This is a genomic window from Bosea sp. 29B (assembly GCF_902506165.1).
Classification (GTDB): domain Bacteria; phylum Pseudomonadota; class Alphaproteobacteria; order Rhizobiales; family Beijerinckiaceae; genus Allobosea.
The window spans coordinates 5,414,147-5,436,333 of sequence record NZ_LR733817.1; the positions used below are offsets into that span (position 1 = coordinate 5,414,147).

A 22,187-nucleotide genomic window follows, 5' to 3' on the forward strand; every position below is an offset into this window, starting at 1 on the left:
TGTTTCCAGTGATTGATGCATCCAATGCAGATGATGGTTGCGCGCAGCGCGCTACAGTCGCCGACCCACAAAGGAGTGTCCTCGCCCATGTCGAAAACCGAAGGTCTCAGCCGCCGCGGCTTCATGGCCGGCGCATCGGCCCTGCCTCTCGCCGGCGCCGCCTTCGCCCAAGCCCCGTTCCCGACGCGGCCGATCTCGCTGATCGTGCCCTTCGCCGCCGGCGGCTCGACCGACATCGTCGCGCGCCTTGTCGGCCAGAAGATGGGCGAACTGCTCGGCCAGTCGATTGTGATCGACAACCGCGCCGGCGCCGGCGGCAATATCGGCTCGACCGCGGTGGCTCGTGCCACACCCGACGGCTATACCCTGCTGCTCGGGACGATCTCGACCCATGCGTTGAACCCGGCGATCTTGAAGACCGTCACCTTCGACGCGGTCAAGGATTTCACGCCGATCTCGCTGCTCGCGGTGGTGCCCAACGTCATGGTCGTGCATCCGAGCTTCCCGGCCAAGACCGTGCCGGAGGTGCTGAAGCTGCTGAAGGACAATCCGGGTAAGTACTCCTACGCCTCCTCGGGCGTCGGCACGCCGCTGCACCTCTCCGGCGAGCTGTTCAAGTCGCTCGGCGCCGTCAGCATGAACCATGTGCCCTATCGCGGTGCCGGCCCGGCGCTGAACGACGTCGTCTCCGGCGCTGTGCCGATCATGTTCGACAACCTGCCCTCCTCGGCGCAATTCATCCGCAGCGGCCAATTGCGCGCCATCGGCGTCACCACCAAGGAGCGCGTCTCGTCCTTCCCCGACCTGCCGACCATCGCCGAGAGCGGGCTCGCCGGCTACGAGACCTATACCTGGAACGCGCTGTTCGGCCCGGCCAACATGCCGCGCCCGGTGGTCGACAAGCTCAACGCCGCCGCCAACGACTCGCTCAAGGACGCCAATGTGAAGCAGCGCCTGGAGGACGTCAGTGCGGTGATCGTCGGCTCGACGCCGGAGGCGCTCGGCGAGCACGTGAAGGCCGAGCTAGCGAAATGGGCGCCGATCGCCAAGGCGTCTGGCGCGGTGGTCGAGTAATCGGCAGTTAGCCGCCTGTCGGCTCACGAACAAGGGCGAGCGCCGCACTGACGGCGTTCGCCGCCGGGCTTGGGCCCGCGCTGCGCATGGTCTGCTCGACCGTCGCGAAACCAGCGAGCTGGCGCTGCCGGGCCGGGCCATCGGCTGTTGCGGCGAGAAGCGCTCCGGCCAGGGCCTGCGGCGAAGCCTCATCCTGGATGAATTCCGGCACCACGCTCTCGCCGATGATCAGATTCGGCAGGATCACGCTCGGCAGCTTGATCAGTCGCCGCGCCAGCACGGCCTCCCAGGCTGCACCGCGATAGGCCGCGACCGTCGGTACCTGCGCCAATGCCAGTTCGAGCGTCACCGTGCCGGAGGCGGCCAAGGCGGCTCTCGCCTCACGAAAGACCGCGAGCTTGGCCGCCTCGCCCGTCACGATCTCCGGCTTGATGTGCCAATCGGCGGTGATCTGCGTGATCGCCTCGACCAGACGCGGTACGGCGGGCAGCACGAAGCGGGCCCGCGGCAACTGCTCGGCGACCAAAGCGACCGCTTCGCCGAAGGGCGGCAGCAAATGCCTGATCTCCGAACGCCGGCTGCCTGGCAGGACCAGGATGGTCGGAGCCTCCAGGTCGTCGCGGCGCGTGGCCTCGTCCGGTCCCGGGCGATACTCTTGCAACCGCTCGATCAAGGGATGGCCGACATAAACGGTTTCCGGTCCACCTAGCCGCTTGAGCGCGGCCGGCTCGAACGGCAAGAGCGCCAGGATCCGGTCGACATGCGGCTTCATCCGCTTGGCCCGGCCCTGCCGCCAGGCCCAGACGCTCGGGCAGACCCAGTGCGCGATCGGCACGGCCGGGGCGAGCCGCCTGACCTTCCTCGCGACGCGCAGGCTGAAATCGGGCGCATCGATGGTGAGCAGGAGATCGGGCTTGAAGGCGGCAGCTGCTCGCGCCGCGTCCGACATCCGGCGCAACAGCAGCGGCAGGCGTGCCACCACCGGGCCAAAGCCCATCACGGCGATGTCTTCCTGCGGAAAGGCGCTATGCAGCCCCTCCGCGATCAGGGCCTCGCCGCCGACGCCCGAAAGCTCGAGCGAGCGTTCGCCCAGCACGTCGCGCAGCCGCGCGACGAAGCGGGCCCCGAGCGCGTCGCCTGAGGCTTCGCCGGCCACGATGAACAGCCTGAACGGGCGCGTCACGCCACGCCCTCGATGAACAGGCCCGAGGCATCCGCCAGCGTCGCCAAGCGCTCACGATCGCCGATCAGAACGCTACCAGCCTTGACCGCGATGCCGGCAAGGCCTGCGGCGGCGACACGCGCCACGGTGTCCGGGCCGATCGCCGGCATATCGACCCTGAGGTCTTGGCCGAGCTTGGGCGCCTTGATCAGCACGCCGTCGCCCTTGCTGGGCTTGAGGCGCCCAGCCTGGACCAGGCCGGCGACGCGCTCGATCATCGCGTCAGTGCCTTCCGCCGCTTCGACCGCGACGACGCGGTGGTCGGCGACGATCGCTGCCTGCCCGATGTCGAAGGGCGAGAGCATAGCGAGCAAGTTGAAGCCGGTCGCAATCGCCTCGCGCGCGACGGCAGATGGCTTGTGGCGCCCGAGCGCTCCAACCGGCGCAACGAGATCGGGCGCGAGATCGGCCGGCCCGACGACACGCAGCCCCTGGCCCTCGAAGAAGGAGACGACGCCGCGCAGCAGATGGTCATCGCCGCCCTGGAAGGCGCGGGCGAAATGCGGCAGGTATTTCAGGGTCGACAATTCCGGGGCCAGCGAGCCGAAGCTCGGCCGCGGCAGGGCGCCGACCATGACAATCTCGTCAATCTGGCGACGCTTGATCTCGTCGAGAAAGCGCCCGAGCTGACCCAGGCGGTATTCCCTGGCATCGTAGGCGGCATAGTCGGCCGGATCGCCCGCGCCGGTGAGCACGGCGACATAGACGCTGGCGCCCTGCGCCACGGCCGCGCCCGCAACCCGCACCGGATAGTCACCACGGCCGGCCAGGACAGCGATACGCCGCCCCTGCGGCCGCCCTGCCGCATCGGCCGCCTTTGTGCTCACCGCTCGGGCGCGTTCACGTCGCGCGGCACGGAAATGCCCCGATCGCCACCGGCGCGGATGAAGTCGAGGATCTCGTGGATCAGCGGATGCTCGGCGAACTCGGCAGCGACGTCTTCGACCCGCTCCGAGAGCGTGCCTTCGTCGGCGAAGAGCAGGCGATACGCCCGGCGAAGCTCGTGGATCTGCTCGCGCGAGAAGCCACGGCGCTTGAGGCCGACAAGATTGAGCCCGGCGAGATGGGCCGGATTGTCGCGCACCATCCCGAACGGGATGACGTCGAGCAGGACACCCGAGCCGCCGCCGATGAAGGCATGATCGCCGATCCGAACGAACTGCTGCAGCCCGGTGCCACCGCTGACGATGACGAAATCGCCGACCGTGACGTGCCCGGCGCACATGACGTTGTTCGAGAAGATGACGTTGTTGCCGATCACGCTGTCATGACCGACATGCGAGTTGGCCAGGAACAGGCCGCGATCGCCGACGACGGTCTTCATGCCGCCGCCCTCGGTGCCCGGATTCATGGTCACGCCTTCGCGGATCACGCAATCGGCGCCGATCGTCAGCGTCGACTGCTCGCCCTTGTACTTCAGATCCTGCGGCGGGTGGCCGATCGAGGCAAAGGGATAGATCTTCGTGCGCGGTCCGATCGTCGTGCGCCCGGTAACGACGACATGGCTGATCAGCTCGACGCCGTCACCAAGGGCGACATCGGGACCGACCGTGCAGAACGGGCCGATCTTGACGCCCGCGCCGAGCTTGGCGGACGGGTCGACGATCGCCATCGGATGGATCGAGGTGCTCATGGCGGATTCCTGCGGCTGGTCGGAAGCGGGAGCGTGCATCGCGGTCCCCCGGCTCACACGACCATGGCCGACAACTCGGCCTCGGCGACGAGTACGCCGTCGACCCTGGCTTCGCCACGGTAGAACCAGATGTTGCGCTTGTGCGCCAGCTTGGTCAGGTGGAAGCGCAGCGTGTCGCCCGGAATGACGGGCTTGCGGAACTTCGCCTTGTCGATCGTCGTGAACAGCACGGTGGTGACCGCAAGATCGTCACTGCCACGCGCGCTGACCACAAGCACGCCCGCCGTCTGCGCCATCGCCTCGATCATCAGCACGCCGGGGAAGACCGGGCGGCCGGGGAAATGCCCGGTGAACTGCGGCTCGTTGAAAGTGACGTTCTTGATGCCGACGCCGGACGCGTCCCCGTCGATCTCGACGACCTTGTCGACCAGCAGGAACGGATAGCGATGCGGGATGCAGGCCATGATCTTCTGGATATCGGCCACGCCGAGCGCTTTGGTCGCATCCGTCATCGTGTCGTTTCTCCTCGAACGCCCTGCGCCCCGCGCCGAAGCACGTCACCTGTCATACAAAGCTGCTTTTGCCGGAAGTCGGCGTGAGATCAAGCGTTTTCGCCGCCGCTCGGCCCTTTGCCGCGCTTGGCCACGAGTTGCTTGAGCAAGGCAGCCTCGCGCGCCCAGCTCAATGCCGGCTGCGCCGGATAGCCGCCATAACGCGCCCCGCGCGGAACGTCCCCGGCAACACCGCTCTGCGCCGCGATCTGCGCGCCCATGCCGATGGTCAGGTGGCCAGCCAGCCCGACCTGCCCGCCGAGCACGGCGAAATCCTCGAGCGTGCTGGACCCGGCCATGCCGACCTGGGCGCAGATCACGCAATGGCGCCCGACCACGCAGTTATGGCCGATCTGCACGAGGTTATCGATCTTGCTGCCCTCGCCGATCACCGTGTCGCGGCTGGCGCCGCGGTCGATCGTCGTGTTGGCGCCGATCTCGACATCGTCCTGAATGATGACGCGGCCGACCTGCGGCACCTTCACGTGCCCTTTCGGGCTCATGGCGAAGCCGAAGCCGTCCTGGCCGATCCGTGCGCCCGGATGGATGATGACGCGGTTGCCGATCAAGGCCGCCTGCAGCGTCGAGCCTGCGCCGACCGAGCATTGCCGCCCGATCCGGACCTGTGGGCCGATGACGGCGCTCGGGCCGATCACCGTGCCGGCGCCGATCTCCGCGCCCGGGCCGATCACCGCGCCGGGATCGACCGTGACATCGGCCTCAAGCCGTGCCGTCGCATGCACGAAGGCGCCGGGAGCAACACCGGCCGAGCCGAACATCGAGCCCGGCCGCAGCGCCTGCGGATGGAAGGTCGACAGCAGCTTGGCGAAGACATGGTAGGGCGTCGGCGTGACCAGGGCGACGGTACCAGCCGGCACGCGCTCGGCGAAACGCTGGGAGACGAAGCAAAGTCCGGCCGCCGTCCCGGTCAGCGCCACGACATATTTCGGGTTGTCCATATAGGCGGCATCGCTGCCACCCGCTGTTTCGAGTGGCGCGATGCCCTCGATCCGGCGCTCGGGATCGACGCCTTCGGGCAAGGCGACACCCGACAAGGAAGCGACCTCGCTGAAGGACAGCGAGGTCGCGATCGGAAAGAAATTGGGATCTGCCATAAATTATCCGTTGCAGGGCGCGGGAGCGCCCCGCCGGTCAGAAGCGGGCGCCGCCCGAGAAACGGAAGGCCTGCGTACGGTCGCCGCCGTACTTGGCAGTGATGCCAGTGCGCGGATCGGTTCCGATCTGACCATCATCCTTCGACAGGGCATAGGCATAGTCGAAGCGGATCGGGCCGAGCGGTGACTGCCAGAGCAAGCTCACGCCGATCGAGGAGCGGATGACGTTCTTGTCACGCACGCAAGCAACGTTGTTCTGGTAGGTGGAGGAGCCCACGTTGACGTTGAACTGACGCCCCTCCGAACCAGCCGGGCAGCCCAAGAAGCTTCCGTTGGTAATGCTCTTCGAGCCACCGTCATAGTTGAACAGCGTACCGGCATCGGCAAAGATTGCGCCCTTCAGGCCGAGATCGCGCGGCAGACCGAAGATCGGGAACTGCACTTCGAGCGAGCCACCGAAATAGGTGGTGCCGCCGAGTGCGTTCGCGGTCGGGTCGTTCGAGACGTCGCGCGGGCCAATACCGGACGGCGCGAAGCCACGCACCAGCGTCGGTCCGAGGAAGTAGTGGTCGATCATGCGCAGATCGCCGCTGGTCGCCTGGACGTGGCCGCCCTGAATGCGAGCGATACCAACGAAGTCCTCGAGGAACTCCTTGTAGTAACGGGCATCCGCGCTGACGCGCAGGAACTTCGAGTCGCCACCGACGCCCGCGAACTCCGGCTTGATCTCGGCGACGAAGCCGTTGCGCGGGTTCTGGTAATTGTCGAGCGAGTTGTAGTTGAAGTTCAGGCCGACCAGCGAGGTCAGGGTCGTGCCCTGAGCCTCCTTGACCGCGACCGTCGCTTCGCCGTTCGTCAAGCAGTTGAAGGTCTGCGAGGCAGCCGAGGAAGAGCCAAACCCCGGAGTGATCCCGTCGAGCGGCCGGGAGCAGTCGTTATACGGCTTCGCAGCAGTGTTCGGGATCTTGATCTCGGTCGTGTAGATCGAATAGCGCGGCGTGATCGAGAACTCCTCCGTGATCGGGAAGGAGAAGCGGACCTGGCCGCCGGTCACGCGGCTCTCGAAATAGCCGATATTGGTATTGTCATTGAACTTCGAGAAGAGATCGAAGCCCGCCGCGATCCGATGGCCGAGGAAATACGGCTCGGTGAACGAGAAGTCGATGCCTTGGGTGCGCTGGCCCATCGTGCCGGCGATACGGACGAACTGGCCGCGACCGAGGAAGTTCGACTCCGAGAGCGAGACTTCGCCGATGATGCCGTCCGAGGTCGAGTAGCCGCCGGCGATCGAGAACGAGCCGGTCGCCTTGTCCTCGACGTCGATGTTGACGACCACGCGGTCGGGCGCGCTGCCCGGCTCGTTGGTGATGCGGACCTTGTTGAAGAAGCCGAGATTGTTCAGGCGACGCTCGGCGCGGTCAACGAAGACCTTGTTGTAGGCGTCGCCTTCACCGAGATCGAGCTCGCGGCGAACGACATAGTCACGGGTCCGGGTGTTGCCGCGCACGTTGATGCGCTCGACATAGACCCGCGGGCCTTCCTCGACGACATAGGTGATGCCGATCTGCTGGCCGGCCGCGTCACGCTCGCCGCGCGGGCGGACCTGCGCGAAGGCATAGCCGCGCTTGGCCACCTCGGTGGTCAAGGTGACCAGCGAGCGCTCGACGGCCTCGGCATTGTAGGTGTCGCCGGCAGAGGTGTTGACCAGCGACTGCAGCGCAGCCGGATCGACGTCGCGCAGACGGGAATCGACCGCGACATTGCCGATCTTGTATTGCGGGCCTTCATCGAGGGCGACATCGACGACCCAGCCGCCAGCCGCATCGTCGAAGCGCGCATCGCTCGAAACGATGCGGAAGTCGGCATAGCCGTTCTTCAGGTAATAGCGGCGAATCAACTCGAGATCGGAATTGATCCGGTCGGGATCATAGACGTCGGAGGTCTTGATCCAGCTCAGGAAGTTCGACTCGGTCGAGGTCATCAAGCCACGCAGGCGCGACGACGAGTAGACGCCGTTGCCGCTGAAGTTGATCGACTTGATGCCGGTCTTGCCGCTTTCCGAGATGGTGAAGACCACGTCCGAGCGGCCGTTCGGCAGCGGCTGGATGCGGCCGCTGATCGTGGCGAGGCCATACCCGGCGCGGCGATAGACTTCCTTGAGGCGCTCGACGTCCGCATCGATGAGCTGCTGGCTCAGCGGACCACGCGCCTTGGACTGGACCTGACCGAGCAGTACCTCGCCCTTCAGGCGACGGTTACCCTCGAAGGCGACGCGATTGATCGTGTCGTTCTCCTGCACGGAGACGACGGTCTGCGCCCCGCGGCGGCTGACCTGAACGTTGGAGAACAGGCCCGTCGCCATGAGACTCTGGCGAATCTCCTGCGGGTTGTTCGATCCCTGACCTGTCGCATAGGAGCGGATCGTCTCCGCATCGACACGACGGTTGCCTTGGACAATCACGGACTGCGCGAACACCACGCCGCCGCTGACGGCCACCATGACGGCCGCAAGTCCGACTGATCGAGAGAGCCGCATGCGCAAGGACCGGCTCTGAAGCGTCGACGTCATCGGGTCGCCTATTCCATTCTTTGGGTCACCCCCCCGCGAACGGGGAACCCCGCTACGGGCGAGGCTCGGTGACATTGAAGACCAAACGCTTCTACAAAGTTTCCCGCAGGGTGCAAACCGCCATTGTCGTTAACAAAAGATTTTTGCGGGGGTCGTTGCTGGTAGGTCACGCGCGCCAGCCGAAAAACCGGCCCGGTACGCGAAAACAGGCCATAAAAAGCCACAATCCATCGGTGCAGGCGGCCTTGGCCGCCGATCGCGTCAGCCCCGTGCAAGCTGGTTTGCACGAGGCTGACAGGGGTTCACAGCAATGAGCGGACGTGGACGAGATCGTTCCAGGTCACGAACAGCATGAGCATCAGCACGAGCCCGAGACCGAGCCGGAATCCGAGCTCCTGCGCGCGCTCGCTCAGGGGTTTCCCCCGCAGCGCCTCGATCGCATAGAACAGCAGGTGCCCGCCATCGAGCATCGGCACCGGGAACAGGTTCATCAGCCCGATCGAGACCGAAAGCAGCGCCGCCAGGTTGATCAGCGCCAGGAGCCCGCCGCTGGAGGCGACCATGCCCGAGACCTGGGCGATACGGATCGGCCCCGACAATTGGTCGGTCGATTCCTTCCCCTTGATCAGCTTGGCGATGTAGTCATAGGTCCGCTCGACCACGAACCAGGTCTCGCTCATGCCGAGCAGCACGGATTGGCCGAGGCTGAAATGCTGCGTCGTCCAATCCTCGGGCTTTGCCGAGGCCTGGACCCCGATGATCCCGAGCCGCTGCTTGCCCAGCGGCGAGGAGGTCTCGACCAGATCGGGCGTCACCGAGAGGACGACCGGGGCGCCGCCCCGCTCGACCGTCACCGGAAAGGTCTCGCCCGGGCGAATCGAGATCGCCCGCTGCAGGTCGGCGAAGCTCTTCACCTCGCGGCCATCGACCAGCTGGATCAGATCGCCCGACTGAAGGCCGGCGCGCGCCGCGGCTCCGCCGACCGTAACCGCATCGACGCGCGGCGCCAGCACCGGCTTGCCGACGAAGTAGGCCGTCCCGCCGAAGATCAGGATGGCGAGCAGGAAATTGGCGATCGGCCCCGCGGCGACGATTGCCGCCCGCTCCCCGATCGACTGGGCCGGGAAGGTACGCTCGCGCTCCTCGCGGCTCATGCCGGCGAGCGCAGCGCCATCGGCCGAGCTGGCAGCGTCGGCATCGCCCGAGAATTTGACGTAGCCGCCGAGCGGGATCATCGCGAAGCGCCAGCGCGTGCCGTGCCGGTCGTTGAAACCGAACAGTTCGCGGCCGAATCCGATCGAGAAGGTCTTCACATCGACGCCGCACCAGCGCCCGACCAGGAAATGGCCGAGCTCGTGCACGAACACGACGAGGGTGAGGACGAACAGGAACGGCAGCAGATAGCCCAGCAGAAAGCTCGCCGCGTGCCAGACCGATCCGACGATATCCATAAAACTCTCCGGGTTTCCGCCACTAAGTGACAGTGAAGCGGCCCCCGGACAAGAGCGAGCGGGTCCGGTTTCTCGCATCGTGGTCAACGGCGAGCGCCTCCGTGACATCGGAAGGCGGCGACAGGAAGGCACCCGCCATCTGCTCGCAGACGGCCTCGACCAGGGCCGGAATCGCAGGAAAAGCGATGCGTCGATCGAGGAAGGCCTCGACGGCGATCTCGTTGGCGGCGTTCAGCACGGCCGGCATGGCGCCCCCTTCGGCAAGGGCCGCAATGGCGAGGCGCAATGCCGGGAAGCGGACGAGATCGGGACGCTCGAAAGCGAGCGGGCCGGCCGCGACCAGATCGAGGAAACGGCTTTGCGGCGCATCGAGCCTGCCATCGACCCCGAGGCAATGGGCGGCCGCGACGCGCATGTCCGGCACGGCCATGCCGGCGCTGACCGAGCCGTCGCGGAAGGTGACGAGCCCGTGCACGATCTGCTGCGGATGGACCAGCACGTCGAGCTGGTCGGCGCCGAGTCCGAACAGGAAGGAGGCCTCGATCAGCTCCAGCCCCTTGTTCATCATGCTGGCCGAATCGATCGTGATCTTGGCGCCCATCGCATAGTTCGGATGGGCGAGCGCCTGTTCCGGCGTGGCGGCGGCGATCCTGTCGGCCGGCCAGGTCCGGAACGGCCCGCCCGAGGCCGTCAGTGTCATCGTGCGGACCGCCGAGATCGGCTCGGCCCCCAGCACCTGGAACAGGGCGTTGTGCTCGGAATCGAGTGGCAGCATGCGGGCGCCGACGGCGCTTGCCCGCGCCATCACCGCGGCACCGGCGCAGACCAGGCTCTCCTTGTTGGCGAGCGCGACGACCCGGCCTGGCGTCAGCGCCGCAAAGGTCGCCTCCAGCCCGGCCGCCCCCGAGATGGCGCTGACCACGATATCGCTATCGAGCGAAACCGCCTCGAGCACCGCCTCCCGGCCAGCGCCATGGCGGATGCCGCTGCCGGCCAGCGCTGCGGCGAGCTCGGCGCCCTGCCCTTCATCCGCGATCGCGGCGAAGCTCGCACCGGTCTCGCGGGCGATCCGCGCCAGCCCGGCGGCATCCCGGCCGGCGACCAGCGCAGCGATCCGCAGCCGCTCCGGATTCTCGGCGATTACGGCGCGCGTCGAGCGGCCGATGGAGCCGGTGGCCCCCAATATGGTGACTGTGCGAGGCATCTGGTGCTCAGTGTCCCAGGCGCGCCAGATAAAGCAGCAGGCCGGCGAAGACCAGCACGGCCCAGTAGCCGTCGAGCCGGTCGAGGAAGCCGCCATGGCCGGGAATGAGGCGGCTCGAATCCTTGGTGCCGAAGCGCCGCTTGATCGACGATTCGAACAGATCGCCGGCCTGGCTCGCGGCGGAGGCGGCGAGCGAGACGACGAGCACCGGCCAGAGGCCCGATGGCAGCCCCGGGAAGAACCAGGCCCAGACCGCCGTAGCGCACAGGGTCCCGGCCAGGGCGCCGCCGAGCGCGCCCGACCAAGTCTTCTTCGGGCTGACGCGCGGCAGCAGCTTCGGCCCGCCCAGGGCGCGCCCGGTGAAATAGGCGGCGATATCGGTGAGCCAGACCACCGCGAAGGTCCAGATGATCAAAGCGAGCCCGAGCTCGGGCGTCTCGCGCAGCGCCGGCGTCACCAGCGCGAAGCAGAGCGCATAGGCGACGCCGCAGACTTCGAGCAGGCGCTGGTTGCCGGTCTGTGTCGTCGCGATCGCGGCGACCAATCCCGCAAGGGCCGACACGCCCGCGAGCGCCGCGCCGCTCAAGGGCAGAAAGCCGAACGCGAGCCCGGCCAATCCGACGCCAATTCCAGCCGCAACCGCATTCCTGCGGCTGACCATGGTCAGCCATTCATAGGCAACGACGCCGGCAACGGCGGTCCAGATCAGGCGGAAGGGCCAGCCACCGAACAAGGTGACACCAAGGATGACCACGGCGAGCACGAGCGCCGATATGACCCGCAGGCGAAGTTCGGATGCGCCCGCGCCGGCGCCGGCCGCATTCACGCGACCCCCATCTTGGCTTCGGCCGGTTGGCCGATGCCACCATAGCGGCGCTCGCGGCGATGGAACTCGGCCAGCGCATCCTCGAGCGCCTTGCGGTCGAAATCCGGCCAGAGCACCGGCGTGAAGATGAACTCGGCATAGGCCGCCTGCCAGAGCAGGAAGTTCGAGATACGGGTCTCGCCCGAGGTCCGGATCACCAGATCCGGATCCGGGAGCGCGCCAGTGTCGAAATGCGACGAGAGCAACGCCTCGTCGATCGCTTCGGGCGCGAGTCGGCCGGCCACCGCCTCCTGCGCCAGGCGCCGCGCCACGCGTGTGATCTCGTCGCGCGAGCCGTAGTTGAAGGCGACGACCAGGGTGAGACCGGTATTGCCCGCCGTCATCGTCTCGGCCCGCTCAACGAGCGCGCGCAGGTCGGGCGGGAGATTCTCGCGGTTGCCGATGATCCGCACGCACACGCCGGCCTGCTTCAGCTCGGTGAGGTCGTTCTCGACGAAGCGGCGCAGCAGCCCCATCAGGAAGGAGACCTCTGTGATCGGCCGGCGCCAGTTCTCGGTCGAGAACGAATAGAGCGTCAGGACGCGGATGCCGAGATCGGCGGCATTGCGCACGGTGCGACGCAACGCTTCGAGCCCGCGCCGATGCCCTTCCTGCCGCGGCAGGCTGCGCATCTGCGCCCAGCGGCCATTGCCGTCCATGATGATGGCGACATGGGCGGGAACTGCCGGGCGCGCGCCGTCTGACATCGAATGCCTCTTCTGGGCCGAACGTTCATGCACCGATGATACAAGACGGCGCCCTGCCACGCACTTTAGACGTGCAGGATTTCCTTTTCCTTGGCAGCGAGCGCCTGGTCGATCTCGCCGATATGCTTGTCGGTCGCCTTCTGGACGAGGTCGGTCTGCTTGGTGACGTCGTCCTTGGGCATGTGCCCGTCCTTCTCCAGCTTCTTGATCAGGTCCATGCCGTCGCGGCGCACATGCCGGACCGCCACCTTGGCGTCCTCGGCATATTTGTGCGCGACCTTGACCATCTCCTTGCGGCGCTGCTCGTTGAGCTCGGGGATGCGGATGCGCAGCACCTGCCCCTCGGTCTGGGGATTGAGGCCGAGGTCGGATTCGCGGATCGCCTTCTCCACCGCCTGGACCATGCTGCGATCCCAGACCTGGACCGAGAGCAGGCGCGGCTCCGGCACGCTGACGGTGGCGAGCTGGCTCAGCGGCGTGCGCGCGCCATAGGCCTCGACCGTGATCGGATCGAGCACATTGGCCGAGGCGCGGCCGGTGCGAAGCGAAGCCAGGTCGCTCTTGAACTTCTGCACGCCGCCGTCCATGCGGCGATTGAGATCGGCGAGATCGAAAGTGGTTTGGGCCATCGTCTTCAAAACCTTGTCGAAACCCGGCAAACGCAACACCGGAAATGCGCGCGACCATGGCGAGCAGCCGCCGCAGGGTCAAGGATTTATGCGTCAACAGCATTTTCCTCGACTGGTCCGCAAGCAGAATCGGAACTCCCCGGCTTTTTGCATGGCCGGCAGGATCGCCTGAGTTCTGGCCAAGGCCAGGAGCACATCCTAGCTCAAGCTCAGGGCCGCACGAACGGCCCCGGCCCCGCGAGGAGGAATCCCATGCCCCGGCTGAACCGCATCGTCGAAACCGCGCTCTATGTCGACGATCTCGACCGCGCCGCCGCGTTCTATGAGGGAACGCTGGGGCTCTCGTCCATGCTCAGGACCCGAACGCTCTTCGCCTACGACATCGGCGGCCAGAACGTCCTGTTGCTTTTCCTGCGCGGCGCCTCGGTCGAGACGCAAATGTCGGAACGCGGCAGCATCCCGCCGCATGACGGCCATGGACCGCTGCACATCTGCTTTGCCGTCGACGCCGACGATCTCGCCTTATGGGAGGAGCGGCTCGGGCAGCACGGCGTCGAGATCGAGGGCCGCATGCGCTGGAATCGCGGCGGGACAAGCCTCTATTTCCGCGATCCAGACGGCCATCTGCTCGAGATCATGACGCCCGGTAACTGGCCGAACTATTGATTGTCAGGGGGTGACGTAGGTCGCCCTGCCCTCGCCGCGCAACACGGCCGCGAGCATGCCGGGCTCGGCAATCGAGAAGACGACGATGGTGAGCGCCGCGTCGCGCGCCAATGCGAAGGCGGCGGTGTCCATCACCTTGAGGTCGCGCTTGATCGCGTCCTCATGGGTCAGCGTGTCGTAGCGGGTCGCGCTCGGATCCTTCTTCGGATCGGCCGAATAGACGCCGTCGACCTGCGTCGCCTTGAGGAGATGGCTGCAATCGAGCTCGGCCGCGCGCAAGGCCGCGCCGGTGTCGGTCGTGAAATAGGGGTTGCCGGTGCCGCCGCCGAGAATGACGACCTTGCCATTGGTGAGATGGTCGAGCGCCCGCTTGCGGGCATAGCTCTCGCAGAGCGAGGGCATCGGTACCGCCGACATGGCGCGCGCCGGAGCGCCGGCGCTCTCGATCGCATGTTCGAGCGCGAGCGCGTTCATCACCGTGCCCAGCATGCCGATCGAGTCTGCGCTGGTGCGGTCGAGCCCCTTGGTGAGCCCCTGGACGCCGCGGAAGAAATTGCCGCCGCCGACCACGATGCCGATCTCGACACCCTCGCGCGAGGCATGGGCGATGTCGGCGGCGAGCGCAGTGAGCGTTGCGCCGTCGAGGCCGTTTCCTTGAGGTCCGGCAAGGGCTTCGCCGGAGAGCTTCACGAGAACGCGTTTAGGTCTCATCGGGGCTCTCCTTGGTTCGCAACTGAAACAGGCCGAATCGACCACAGCTTCTTCTTACAAAAAAGGCCGCGCGAGGCGCGGCCTTTCTCAACGCTATCAACGAGCTTGTCAGCCCGTGGTACCGCCGGCAGCCGCAACCTCGGCCGCAAAATCGGTCTCTTCCTTCTCGATGCCCTCGCCGAGCGCGAAGCGGGCGAAGCCGGTGAGCTTGAGCGGACCGCCGACCTTGCCTTCGGCCTCCTTCAGCACCTGGGCGACCGACTTCGAGCCGTCGTGGATATAGGCCTGCTCGAGCAGGCAGTACTCCTTGGCGTAGCTCTTCAGGCCGCTCTCGACGATCTTGGCGAGCACGTGCTCGGGCTTGCCGGCGTTCTTCTCGGCCAGGATCGCCTTCTCGCGCTCCAGCACGGCCGGGTCGACCGAAGCAAGGTCGAGCGCGACCGGGTTGGTCGCGGCGATGTGCATGGCGATCTGGCGGCCCATCGCGGCGAGCTCGTCACCCTTGCCGCTGGTCTCCAGGCCGACGATGACGCCGATCTTGCCGAGCCCGTCGGCGACCGCGCCGTGGACATAGGAGCCGATCACGCCAGCCGAGACCGAGACCTGCGCGACGCGGCGCAGCGTCATGTTCTCGCCGATCGTGGCGATCGCATTGGCGATCGCGTCGGCGACGGTGCCGCCGCCCGGATAGTGATGGGCGGCCAGCGCCTCGACGTCGCCGCCGCGCTCGAGCGAGACATCAGCGATGGTGCGGGCCAGAGCCTGGAATTCGAGGTTGCGGGCGACGAAGTCGGTCTCGGAGTTGACCTCGACCACGACACCGCTATGGCCGCGCACGGCGACGGCGACGAGGCCCTCGGCGGCGACGCGGCCGGCCTTCTTGGCGGCCTTGGACAAGCCCTTGGCGCGCAGCCAGTCGATGGCGGCTTCCATGTTGCCGTCGGTGGCCGAGAGCGCGGTCTTGCAGTCCATCATGCCCGCGCCGGTCTTGTCGCGGAGTTCCTTCACCATGCCGGCGGTGATCGCAGCCATTTGCGTCGTCCTTGCTGTCTTGCGGCCTTCGCCCGGTGGCGCGCCGCATCGTCGAAAAAGCGAAGCCTCGATCGGCAAACGCCGACGCTCCGTTTCCGGCGTCGGCGCTGCTTGAGCTTCAATCAGGTATCGAAGTGCGACGCGCCGATGACGCGCCGCAGTCTCGAACAATCAGGCGTCGGCGAGATCGCGCGCCTGGGCGACCCAGCCCTGGCTCTCGATGCGGCCGGCGAGCTTGAGGTCGTGATCGACCTTGGTGACATCCGCCGGGCTCATGGCAGCGAGCTGCCAGAAGTGGAAGATACCGCCATCGTTGAGCTTCTGCACGATCTCCGGGCCCATGCCCGAGAGCTTCATGAAGTCGTCCGGCGCGCCGCGCGGCCCGGTCAGCAGCTCGAAGGCCTGAGCCTGGCCTTCGACAGCCACCGGCTCGTCAATCGCCGGCTCGACGATCGGGGCCTCGGCGGCGCCGAGGTCGATGCCATGGTCGCCCGAAGCGCGCGAGATGCCGTCGATGGCCGAGCGGGCGACGAGGTCGCAATAGAGCTGGATGGCGCGGCCGGCGTCGTCATTGGCCGGGACCGGGAAGGTGATGCCGTCCGGATCGCTGTTGGAGTCGATGATGGCCGCAACCGGGATGCCGAGGCGCTGGGCCTCCTTGATCGCGAGCGCTTCCTTGTTGGTGTCGATCACGAAGATCATGTCGGGCGTGCCGCCCATGTCCTTGATGCCGCCGAGCGCCTTCTCGAGCTTGTCGCGCTCGCGCGCCAGCATCAGGCGCTCCTTCTTGGTCAGGCCAGAGCCGCCGCCGGAGAGCAGCTCGTCGACCTTGCGCAGGCGCTGGATCGAGGCCGAGATGGTCTTCCAGTTGGTCAGCATGCCGCCGAGCCAGCGGGAGTTGACATAGTACTGGGCCGAGCGCTTGGCGGCATCGGCGATGGCGTCCTGCGCCTGGCGCTTGGTGCCGACGAAGAGAACGCGGCCGCCGCGAGCGACGGTGTCGCTGACCGCCTGCAGGGCGCGCGAGAGCATCGGCACCGACTGCGACAGGTCGAGGATGTGAATGTTGTTGCGGGTCCCGTAGATGAACGGCGACATCTTCGGGTTCCAGCGGTGCGACTGGTGGCCGAAATGGGCGCCGGCCTCGAGCAGCTGACGCATGGAGAAATCGGGCAGAGCCATGGTATTCTTGTCCTTCCGGTTGAGCCTCTGGGGAGCGAATGAGCCGGCCATAAGCTGACCAGTCACCGGAACGCCTCGGTGTCGAGGTGATGCTCCCCATGTGGGATAAGGCGCGCCTTACACGCCATGGCGCCGGAATGCAAGGCTTGCAGTCGGCTCGTCAGAGCGAGCCGACCTCGTAGGCGACGCCATAGGCTCCCGGCACGGCGCGTTCCAGCAAGGGACGAACGCGTGCCATATGGCTGGTGAAACGCTCGTCACGGGCAAAGCGCAGCGCCGCCTCCTCGGATTCGAACATCGTCACCAGGACGACATCGCGATCCTCGCGCGAGCGGAACAATCGCCCGCCGATCAAGCCCTCGACCTTGCCGCGGACGGCATGGTGCTGGGCGAGTTGCAGCTCCATGAACTCAGCGAAGCACTCGGGCTTCGGCGTGATGACGCTGATGTTGACGACTGGCGTTTGGGACATGCCCGGCTCCTTCGATGCAGATGCAGGAGCCGGGTCTATGCGACCTCGAGTACGGTTGAGGTCAAGCCGCGCCCTGCCAAATTCTGGCAGGAGCGGCCTCAACGGCACTTACTTCGGCAGCGAGGAGGCTGCCAGTTTCACGGCGTCGCCGAGCTGCTTGCAGAAGGCTGCGGCCGTGCTGCCCTGCGCCTTCGAAACCGCCTCGATATCCTGGGCCACGCCCATCACCGAGAGCGTGCCCTTCTTGCCGAGCGCCTCGGCGGCATCGCCTGCGCTCTTGTCGGCCGGCAACGGGATCAGGGCCAGCACCTTGGTCTGGATCTCGACGACGTCCGCTCCGACATGCCCCTTCTCGGCGCAGTAGCTGATGACGCCGAGCTGGTTGCGGCCGGCCTGATAGGCGGCGGCGAGCTGATCCGCGGGGTTCTGGGCGAAAGCCTGGCCACTGGACAGTGCGGCGAGCACGGCAAAAGCACTGAAACGTTTGAAGGAAAACAGCATGATAATCTCTCTCAAGTTGAAAGCACCCGCAGATGCACGCTCAACTTTCACAGCGCCGGAGTGGCCTTCCGCGGGATACGGCAAGCCGACCCGGACGCGCTGCGAAAGCGCGCCTCCCTTGTGAAAGCCTGATGACGTTTCGCCCAAAGCCCCACCTGCCCGCCGCCCTGTCGACACTGGCGGAATGCCATCTGTATTTCGCCCGGCCTTCGGTTTTCCGCTTCGGCCCGCCCTCCATCCAGCCATAACTTCTCGCGCCAGACGATGTGCTGCCGAACGTCTGCGAGGAGGAAACCATGCAGATGATCGCCCATAATCCGAGCCGCGGCGTTTACCCGGCCACTTCGGACTACGCCCACGCCATGGAGGTTGTCGCACCACAGCGCCTGCTCTTCGTCAGCGGCACGATGGGGCTCGACGAAGCCGGTGAGCCCGGCGCGACCCTCGACGAGCAGCTCGCGCTGATCTGGAACAATCTGCGCGCGATCCTCGCTTCGGCGGATATGAGCGTCGACAACATCGTGCGCCTGACCAGCTATCTGCGCGACCCCGGCTTCGTCGAGGCCAATCAGAACGCCCGCCTCGCCGCGCTCGGTGGCCGCGCGATCCCGACCACTGCAATCGTAGCGCAGACGCTAAGGGAAGACTGGCTCGTCGAGATCGAGGTGATCGCCGCGGCCTGACCAGGGGCCCGCCGGGACGCCGCCTCGCGCGAATGCCCGGCATCGCATTGGCAAAACGTTCACGCCGATCGGCTAGGAGGATTGGCGAGTCGACTTGAACTGGCGGGATGTGTTGCTCGATCTGAGGACAATCTACCTGGCGGGAGCCATCACCGCCTTGATTCTCGGCTTCGTACAGCTTGCCGCCTACGCAACCGGCCGCTTCGAGCGTTGGCCGCTCTGGTGGGGGTTGAGCAATCTGCTCATCGGCCTCGGCTTGATCGGTGTCGGGTTGCGGGACATCATCCCCGACCTCATCTCGATCCCGCTCGCCAATACCGTCAGCTGGATTGGCTATCTGCTCGTCCTGTACGGAGTGAGGAGTTTTGGCGGACGGCCCGCGCGCCTGCCTCTCTACGCCTTGGCGATCGCGGCTGCGGCCATCCCGCTCGCCCTGTGGAACGAGCCTGACGGCTTCGTCAGGCGGGTTGTCCTCGTCTCCGTCCTGGTCATGGCCTGCGATACGCTTCTCGTCCGGGAAGGTCTCCTCTTGTGGCGACGTGAGCGGCTGGTCTCAGGAGCCATCCTCGCGGCTCTGTTCGCACCAACAGTGCTGTTGTTCGCATTGCGCGCCTGGCTCGCAATGACCGGACAGCTCGGCGCCGAATTGTTTCCTGCCGACAACGCTGATCCGTGGTTCGCGGCGACCGGCACCGCCTTCGTGCTCCTCAGGAGCGGTGCGCTGCTGCTGCTCGCCGCCGAGCGCAGCCGCAACAGGCTGGTCACGATCGCTCAGCACGATCCCCTCACCGGCGCGATGAACCGCAGCGGCCTGGAGCGCGCCATGGCCCAGATCGCGGCGGATGCCGGCAAGCGCCCCGGCCGGCTGACCCTGCTCCTGATCGACATCGATCACTTCAAGAGCCTGAACGACACGCATGGCCATGCCGCCGGCGACCGCATCCTGCAGCTCTTCGCCGGGGCGGCCCGCAGCGAGCTGCGCGCCAGCGACATCCTGGCGCGCCACGGCGGCGACGAGTTTGTCGCCCTCCTCCCGCATATGAGCGCCAAGGACGCGGTGCGCGTCGCCAACCGGATCCGGGCCGCCTTCGGACGCGCCCTCACCGACTGGGACAGCGTCACCCTCCAGCCGACGCTCAGCATCGGCGTCGCCGAGGGAGATGCAGCGAGCGACGAGCTGGAAGCGTTGCTGGAGCAAGCGGACGAAGCGCTCTACCGCTCGAAGCGCCTCGGCCGCGACCGGGTCCAGGTGCAGATTCGCGCCCTGGCGCGGTGAGCGTCCTACCTCCCGAACGGGTGGAAGACGCGCAGCCGATGGCCGTCCGGATCGCTCGCGACGAAGGTTCGGCCGAAATCGAGATCGGTCGGCGCCTGCAGGATCGCAAGGCCGCGCCGCTGCCAGTCGGCATGGGTCGCATCGACAGCCTCGCCGCTGCCGACCACCATGGCGATCTCGCCGCCGCCTCCGGCGGCTTGCGCGCCCGGCTCGACGGTATGGCGCGACCACAGGCCGAGCTTCGCCCCTGACGGCAGCGCGAACATGGCGAAGGTCGGAGAGGCCTCCAGCGCCTCCGAGCCGATCAGGTCGGCATAGAAGCGGGCGCTGGCCTCAGGGCTGTCGACATAGAGGATGATGAAATTGGCATCGAGCATCGGGGTCGTCTCCGGTTTTGGGAACCCGCGCATGATCGCTGCAGATGCTGCCAGTTTCCGGCAGTGTATCTCAAGCCGGTGAGGGAATTCCCTCGCGCTCGCGCCATTGCTTGAGCAGCGCCTGGCGCCGGCGCGGATAGCGGATGTCGACCAATTCGGCCTGCGCGATGCGGTCGGCGCGGAAATGCCGGAAGTCGTTGCGCAGCTCGCACCAGGCGACGACGACGCGGACATGGTCGAAGAAGCCGAGCGCGAACGGCCAGATCAGGCGTTGCGTCGCCGCCGCCTTGCCGTCCTGATAGGTCAACTCCAGCTTGCGTTCCGAGCGGATCGCCTTGCGGACCAGGCCAAGATCGACCCCGGATGCGGCAGCGATCCTGGCGCCGGGACCGACGAGCAGCGCCGAGGCATCGGCCTTGTCTCGCAGATCGGCCGGCAGCACCGCGACGATCTTGGCCATGGCGTTGCGTGCCGCGCCGGCGAGACGGTCATCGGCCCGCCCCGCGACCCAGCGCGAGCCGAGCACCAGCGCCTCGATCTCGTCCTCGTCGAACATCAGGGGCGGCAGCATGAAGCCGGGCTTCAGCACATAGCCGAGCCCGGGCTCGCCCTCGATCGGCGCGCCCTGCCCCTGCAAGGTCGCGATGTCGCGATAGAGCGTGCGGATGCTGACACCGGTCTCCTCGGCGAGCTTGCGGCCGCTGACCGGCCGGCGATGCCGGCGCAGCACCTGGACGAGGTCGAGCAGGCGCTCGGAACGCGACATGGCTCAGCCGTTCAGCTCGGCAAGCCGCGCCCGCCTCACGCCGAGCGCCGTCATCTCCGCCCAGGCGCGATCGAGCGAGCCGTTGAGATCGATGGCGCGGCAGGCCTCCTCGACAACGAACGTCTCGAAGCCCTGGCGCGCGGCATCCTGCGCCGTCCAGTTGACGCAGAAATCGGTGGCGAGGCCGACCACCGCGACACGGGCGATGCCGCGCTCCCTGAGATAGCCGCCGAGCCCGGTCGGCGTGGTGCGGTCGGCCTCGACGAAGCCGGAATAGCTGTCGACCTCGCGGCGATGGCCCTTGCGGATGACCGCCTGCGCCATGGCAAGGTCGAGCCCCGGATGAAAGGCCGCGCCCGCGCTGCCCTGCACGCAATGATCCGGCCAAAGCACCTGCGTGCCATAGGGCATGGCGATCGTCTCGAAAGGCGCCTTGCCGGGATGGCTCGACGCGAACGAGGAATGCCCCGCCGGGTGCCAGTCCTGTGTCAGCACGATCGTAGCGAAGCGCTTGCCGAGCTCGTTGACGAGCGGAACGATCTCGTCGCCACCGGCGACCGCCAGACTGCCGCCGGGACAGAAATCGTTCTGGACGTCGACGACGATCAGCGCGGTCCTGGTATCGATCACGGGCTTGCCCTTACTAGAGTATTTTCGAGCGAAGTGGGCACCGGTTCGCGTGAAGAAAATGCGATAAAACAAAGAGCTAGAGTATTTTTTCGCGATTCGGAGAAACGCGGAAATGCTCTAGACGGCGGTCCGCGTCATCCGGGTGATGCCCTTGCGGGCGGCGAACATGCGGCCATAGACGTCGCCGGCGAGATCGGGGCGGTAGCAGCGCTGCTCGAGCAACGGATCCCAGATGTGCTCGACCGTATCGATCAGCTCGAAATCGGCTTCAAGACGCGCCTCCAATTGCAGGCGATTCTTGCGATTCTGGTATTCGAGCAGCACCAGCGAGGTCTTCGACAGATCGAGATGGTCGAGCACGTCGCCCTCGCCGCCCTCGATATCGATCTTGACGATGTCGGCCGAGGGCAGGCTCGCCGGATCGACGACCGCAACCTCATAGCGCTCGACCATGGCCCCGGCGACGAAGGTATCGCCGGCATAGGAGGCGAGGCCGGACTCGCCGTCGCCGGCGAAACGGCTGAGGAAAGTCGCGGTCTTCTGGCCGCCGGGGAAGAGCGCCGCATTGACCGTGACGATGTCGCGGCGCCGATCGGTGTTGCGCCTCAGGAGCTCGTAGGTGCCGGGATGCGGCTCATAGGAGGTCACGGTGCTGCCCGGCCAGCGCGCGCTCGCCCAGAGCGCGAAGGAGCCGACATTCGCACCGATGTCGAGGATGTCGAGGCCGACACCGTCGAAGCCGCATTCGTACTCGCCTTCGAGCACGTCCTTGATCGCCCAGTGCATCGCCTCGGGCACGGCAAGGCTCATCGGAATGCGCGCGACGTATTGCTTCATCGTCCCCCCGGAGACTGTCGTTATCTGCGGGGCA

At 66.7% G+C, this 22,187-nt stretch carries 24 protein-coding genes; 4 read left to right on the forward strand and 20 right to left on the reverse strand.

From position 1 onward, the window contains the following. Positions 1-123 precede the first annotated feature (123 nt). Positions 124-1,074 carry a tripartite tricarboxylate transporter substrate binding protein gene (locus tag GV161_RS26215; RefSeq protein ID WP_244624114.1) on the forward strand — a complete coding sequence of 317 codons (951 nt, stop codon included), beginning with the start codon at positions 124-126 and terminating at the stop codon, positions 1,072-1,074. Positions 1,075-1,081: 7 nt separating this feature from the next. Here GV161_RS26215 and lpxB read toward each other — a convergent pair whose 3' ends face one another. The 11 genes from lpxB to frr form a co-directional block, all read right to left on the reverse strand. After that, a complete protein-coding gene (gene lpxB / locus GV161_RS26220; protein ID WP_152014808.1) occupies positions 1,082-2,257 on the reverse strand; it encodes a lipid-A-disaccharide synthase in 1,176 nt (391 codons plus the stop codon). Next, on the reverse strand, positions 2,254-3,123 hold the full coding sequence (gene lpxI, locus GV161_RS26225; RefSeq protein ID WP_152014809.1) for a UDP-2,3-diacylglucosamine diphosphatase LpxI: 870 nt from the start codon (positions 3,121-3,123) through the stop codon (positions 2,254-2,256). The genes lpxB and lpxI overlap by 4 nt, the downstream gene beginning before the upstream one ends. Beyond that, a complete protein-coding gene (gene lpxA, locus GV161_RS26230; protein WP_152014810.1) occupies positions 3,120-3,929 on the reverse strand; it encodes an acyl-ACP--UDP-N-acetylglucosamine O-acyltransferase in 810 nt (269 codons plus the stop codon). Before lpxA ends, lpxI begins: the two co-directional genes overlap by 4 nt. A 53-nt stretch (positions 3,930-3,982) precedes the next feature. Next, positions 3,983-4,441: a 3-hydroxyacyl-ACP dehydratase FabZ gene (gene fabZ, locus GV161_RS26235; protein WP_091828735.1), complete on the reverse strand. Its 459-nt coding sequence runs from the start codon at positions 4,439-4,441 to the stop codon at positions 3,983-3,985. 89 nt (positions 4,442-4,530) lie between these two features. Then, a complete protein-coding gene (gene lpxD / locus GV161_RS26240; RefSeq protein WP_152014811.1) occupies positions 4,531-5,595 on the reverse strand; it encodes a UDP-3-O-(3-hydroxymyristoyl)glucosamine N-acyltransferase in 1,065 nt (354 codons plus the stop codon). A 37-nt stretch (positions 5,596-5,632) separates the two neighbouring features. Further along, complete coding sequence (gene bamA, locus GV161_RS26245) at positions 5,633-8,095, reverse strand: outer membrane protein assembly factor BamA (RefSeq protein ID WP_244624084.1); 2,463 nt, start codon at positions 8,093-8,095, stop codon at positions 5,633-5,635. Positions 8,096-8,466: 371 nt separating this feature from the next. After that, positions 8,467-9,615, reverse strand: a complete 1,149-nt coding sequence (gene rseP / locus GV161_RS26250) for an RIP metalloprotease RseP (RefSeq protein WP_152014813.1) — start codon at positions 9,613-9,615, stop codon at positions 8,467-8,469. A gap of 22 nt (positions 9,616-9,637) precedes the next feature. Continuing rightward, entirely contained in the window at positions 9,638-10,819 is a 1,182-nt protein-coding gene (gene dxr / locus GV161_RS26255; protein WP_152014814.1) for a 1-deoxy-D-xylulose-5-phosphate reductoisomerase, read from the reverse strand. Positions 10,820-10,826: 7 nt separating this feature from the next. Next, a complete protein-coding gene (locus GV161_RS26260) occupies positions 10,827-11,645 on the reverse strand; it encodes a phosphatidate cytidylyltransferase (RefSeq protein WP_152014815.1) in 819 nt (272 codons plus the stop codon). Continuing rightward, a complete protein-coding gene (locus tag GV161_RS26265) occupies positions 11,642-12,424 on the reverse strand; it encodes an isoprenyl transferase (protein WP_280179049.1) in 783 nt (260 codons plus the stop codon). Before GV161_RS26265 ends, GV161_RS26260 begins: the two co-directional genes overlap by 4 nt. 32 nt (positions 12,425-12,456) lie before the next feature. Further along, the gene (gene frr, locus GV161_RS26270) at positions 12,457-13,020 is read right to left on the reverse strand and encodes a ribosome recycling factor (protein ID WP_092154115.1); all 564 of its coding nucleotides are present in this window, start codon (positions 13,018-13,020) and stop codon (positions 12,457-12,459) included. Positions 13,021-13,272: 252 nt separating this feature from the next. Between frr and GV161_RS26275 the strand changes: the two genes are divergently transcribed. Continuing rightward, on the forward strand, positions 13,273-13,686 hold the full coding sequence (locus GV161_RS26275; RefSeq protein ID WP_152014817.1) for a VOC family protein: 414 nt from the start codon (positions 13,273-13,275) through the stop codon (positions 13,684-13,686). Positions 13,687-13,689: 3 nt separating this feature from the next. Here the strand turns inward: GV161_RS26275 and pyrH are convergent, their stop codons facing one another. The 5 genes from pyrH to GV161_RS26300 form a co-directional block, all read right to left on the reverse strand. After that, positions 13,690-14,397: a UMP kinase gene (gene pyrH / locus GV161_RS26280; RefSeq protein WP_152014818.1), complete on the reverse strand. Its 708-nt coding sequence runs from the start codon at positions 14,395-14,397 to the stop codon at positions 13,690-13,692. Between the two features lie 108 nt (positions 14,398-14,505). After that, on the reverse strand, positions 14,506-15,429 hold the full coding sequence (gene tsf / locus GV161_RS26285; protein ID WP_152014819.1) for a translation elongation factor Ts: 924 nt from the start codon (positions 15,427-15,429) through the stop codon (positions 14,506-14,508). Between the two features lie 171 nt (positions 15,430-15,600). Next, positions 15,601-16,611: a 30S ribosomal protein S2 gene (locus GV161_RS26290; protein ID WP_152014820.1), complete on the reverse strand. Its 1,011-nt coding sequence runs from the start codon at positions 16,609-16,611 to the stop codon at positions 15,601-15,603. 160 nt (positions 16,612-16,771) lie between these two features. Continuing rightward, positions 16,772-17,083, reverse strand: coding sequence for an antibiotic biosynthesis monooxygenase (locus GV161_RS26295; protein WP_152014821.1), 312 nt, complete (start codon positions 17,081-17,083; stop codon positions 16,772-16,774). A 108-nt stretch (positions 17,084-17,191) separates the two neighbouring features. Next, on the reverse strand, positions 17,192-17,584 hold the full coding sequence (locus tag GV161_RS26300) for a pore-forming ESAT-6 family protein (protein ID WP_193219541.1): 393 nt from the start codon (positions 17,582-17,584) through the stop codon (positions 17,192-17,194). A 296-nt stretch (positions 17,585-17,880) separates the two neighbouring features. Between GV161_RS26300 and GV161_RS26305 the strand changes: the two genes are divergently transcribed. Both GV161_RS26305 and GV161_RS26310 read left to right on the forward strand, forming a co-directional pair. Next, complete coding sequence (locus GV161_RS26305) at positions 17,881-18,267, forward strand: RidA family protein (protein ID WP_152014822.1); 387 nt, start codon at positions 17,881-17,883, stop codon at positions 18,265-18,267. A gap of 94 nt (positions 18,268-18,361) precedes the next feature. After that, positions 18,362-19,543 (forward strand): GGDEF domain-containing protein, encoded by a 1,182-nt coding sequence (locus GV161_RS26310; protein WP_244624085.1) that lies wholly within the window; start codon positions 18,362-18,364, stop codon positions 19,541-19,543. A 5-nt stretch (positions 19,544-19,548) separates the two neighbouring features. Here GV161_RS26310 and GV161_RS26315 read toward each other — a convergent pair whose 3' ends face one another. From GV161_RS26315 to GV161_RS26330, 4 genes are all read right to left on the reverse strand, one after another. Further along, positions 19,549-19,920, reverse strand: a complete 372-nt coding sequence (locus GV161_RS26315) for a VOC family protein (protein WP_152014823.1) — start codon at positions 19,918-19,920, stop codon at positions 19,549-19,551. A 70-nt stretch (positions 19,921-19,990) separates the two neighbouring features. Next, positions 19,991-20,686 (reverse strand): YafY family protein, encoded by a 696-nt coding sequence (locus tag GV161_RS26320; protein ID WP_152014824.1) that lies wholly within the window; start codon positions 20,684-20,686, stop codon positions 19,991-19,993. Between the two features lie 3 nt (positions 20,687-20,689). Further along, positions 20,690-21,316 (reverse strand): bifunctional nicotinamidase/pyrazinamidase, encoded by a 627-nt coding sequence (gene pncA, locus GV161_RS26325; protein ID WP_201303054.1) that lies wholly within the window; start codon positions 21,314-21,316, stop codon positions 20,690-20,692. 117 nt (positions 21,317-21,433) lie between these two features. Continuing rightward, on the reverse strand, positions 21,434-22,153 hold the full coding sequence (locus tag GV161_RS26330; RefSeq protein ID WP_152014825.1) for an FkbM family methyltransferase: 720 nt from the start codon (positions 22,151-22,153) through the stop codon (positions 21,434-21,436). Positions 22,154-22,187: the final 34 nt, after the last annotated feature.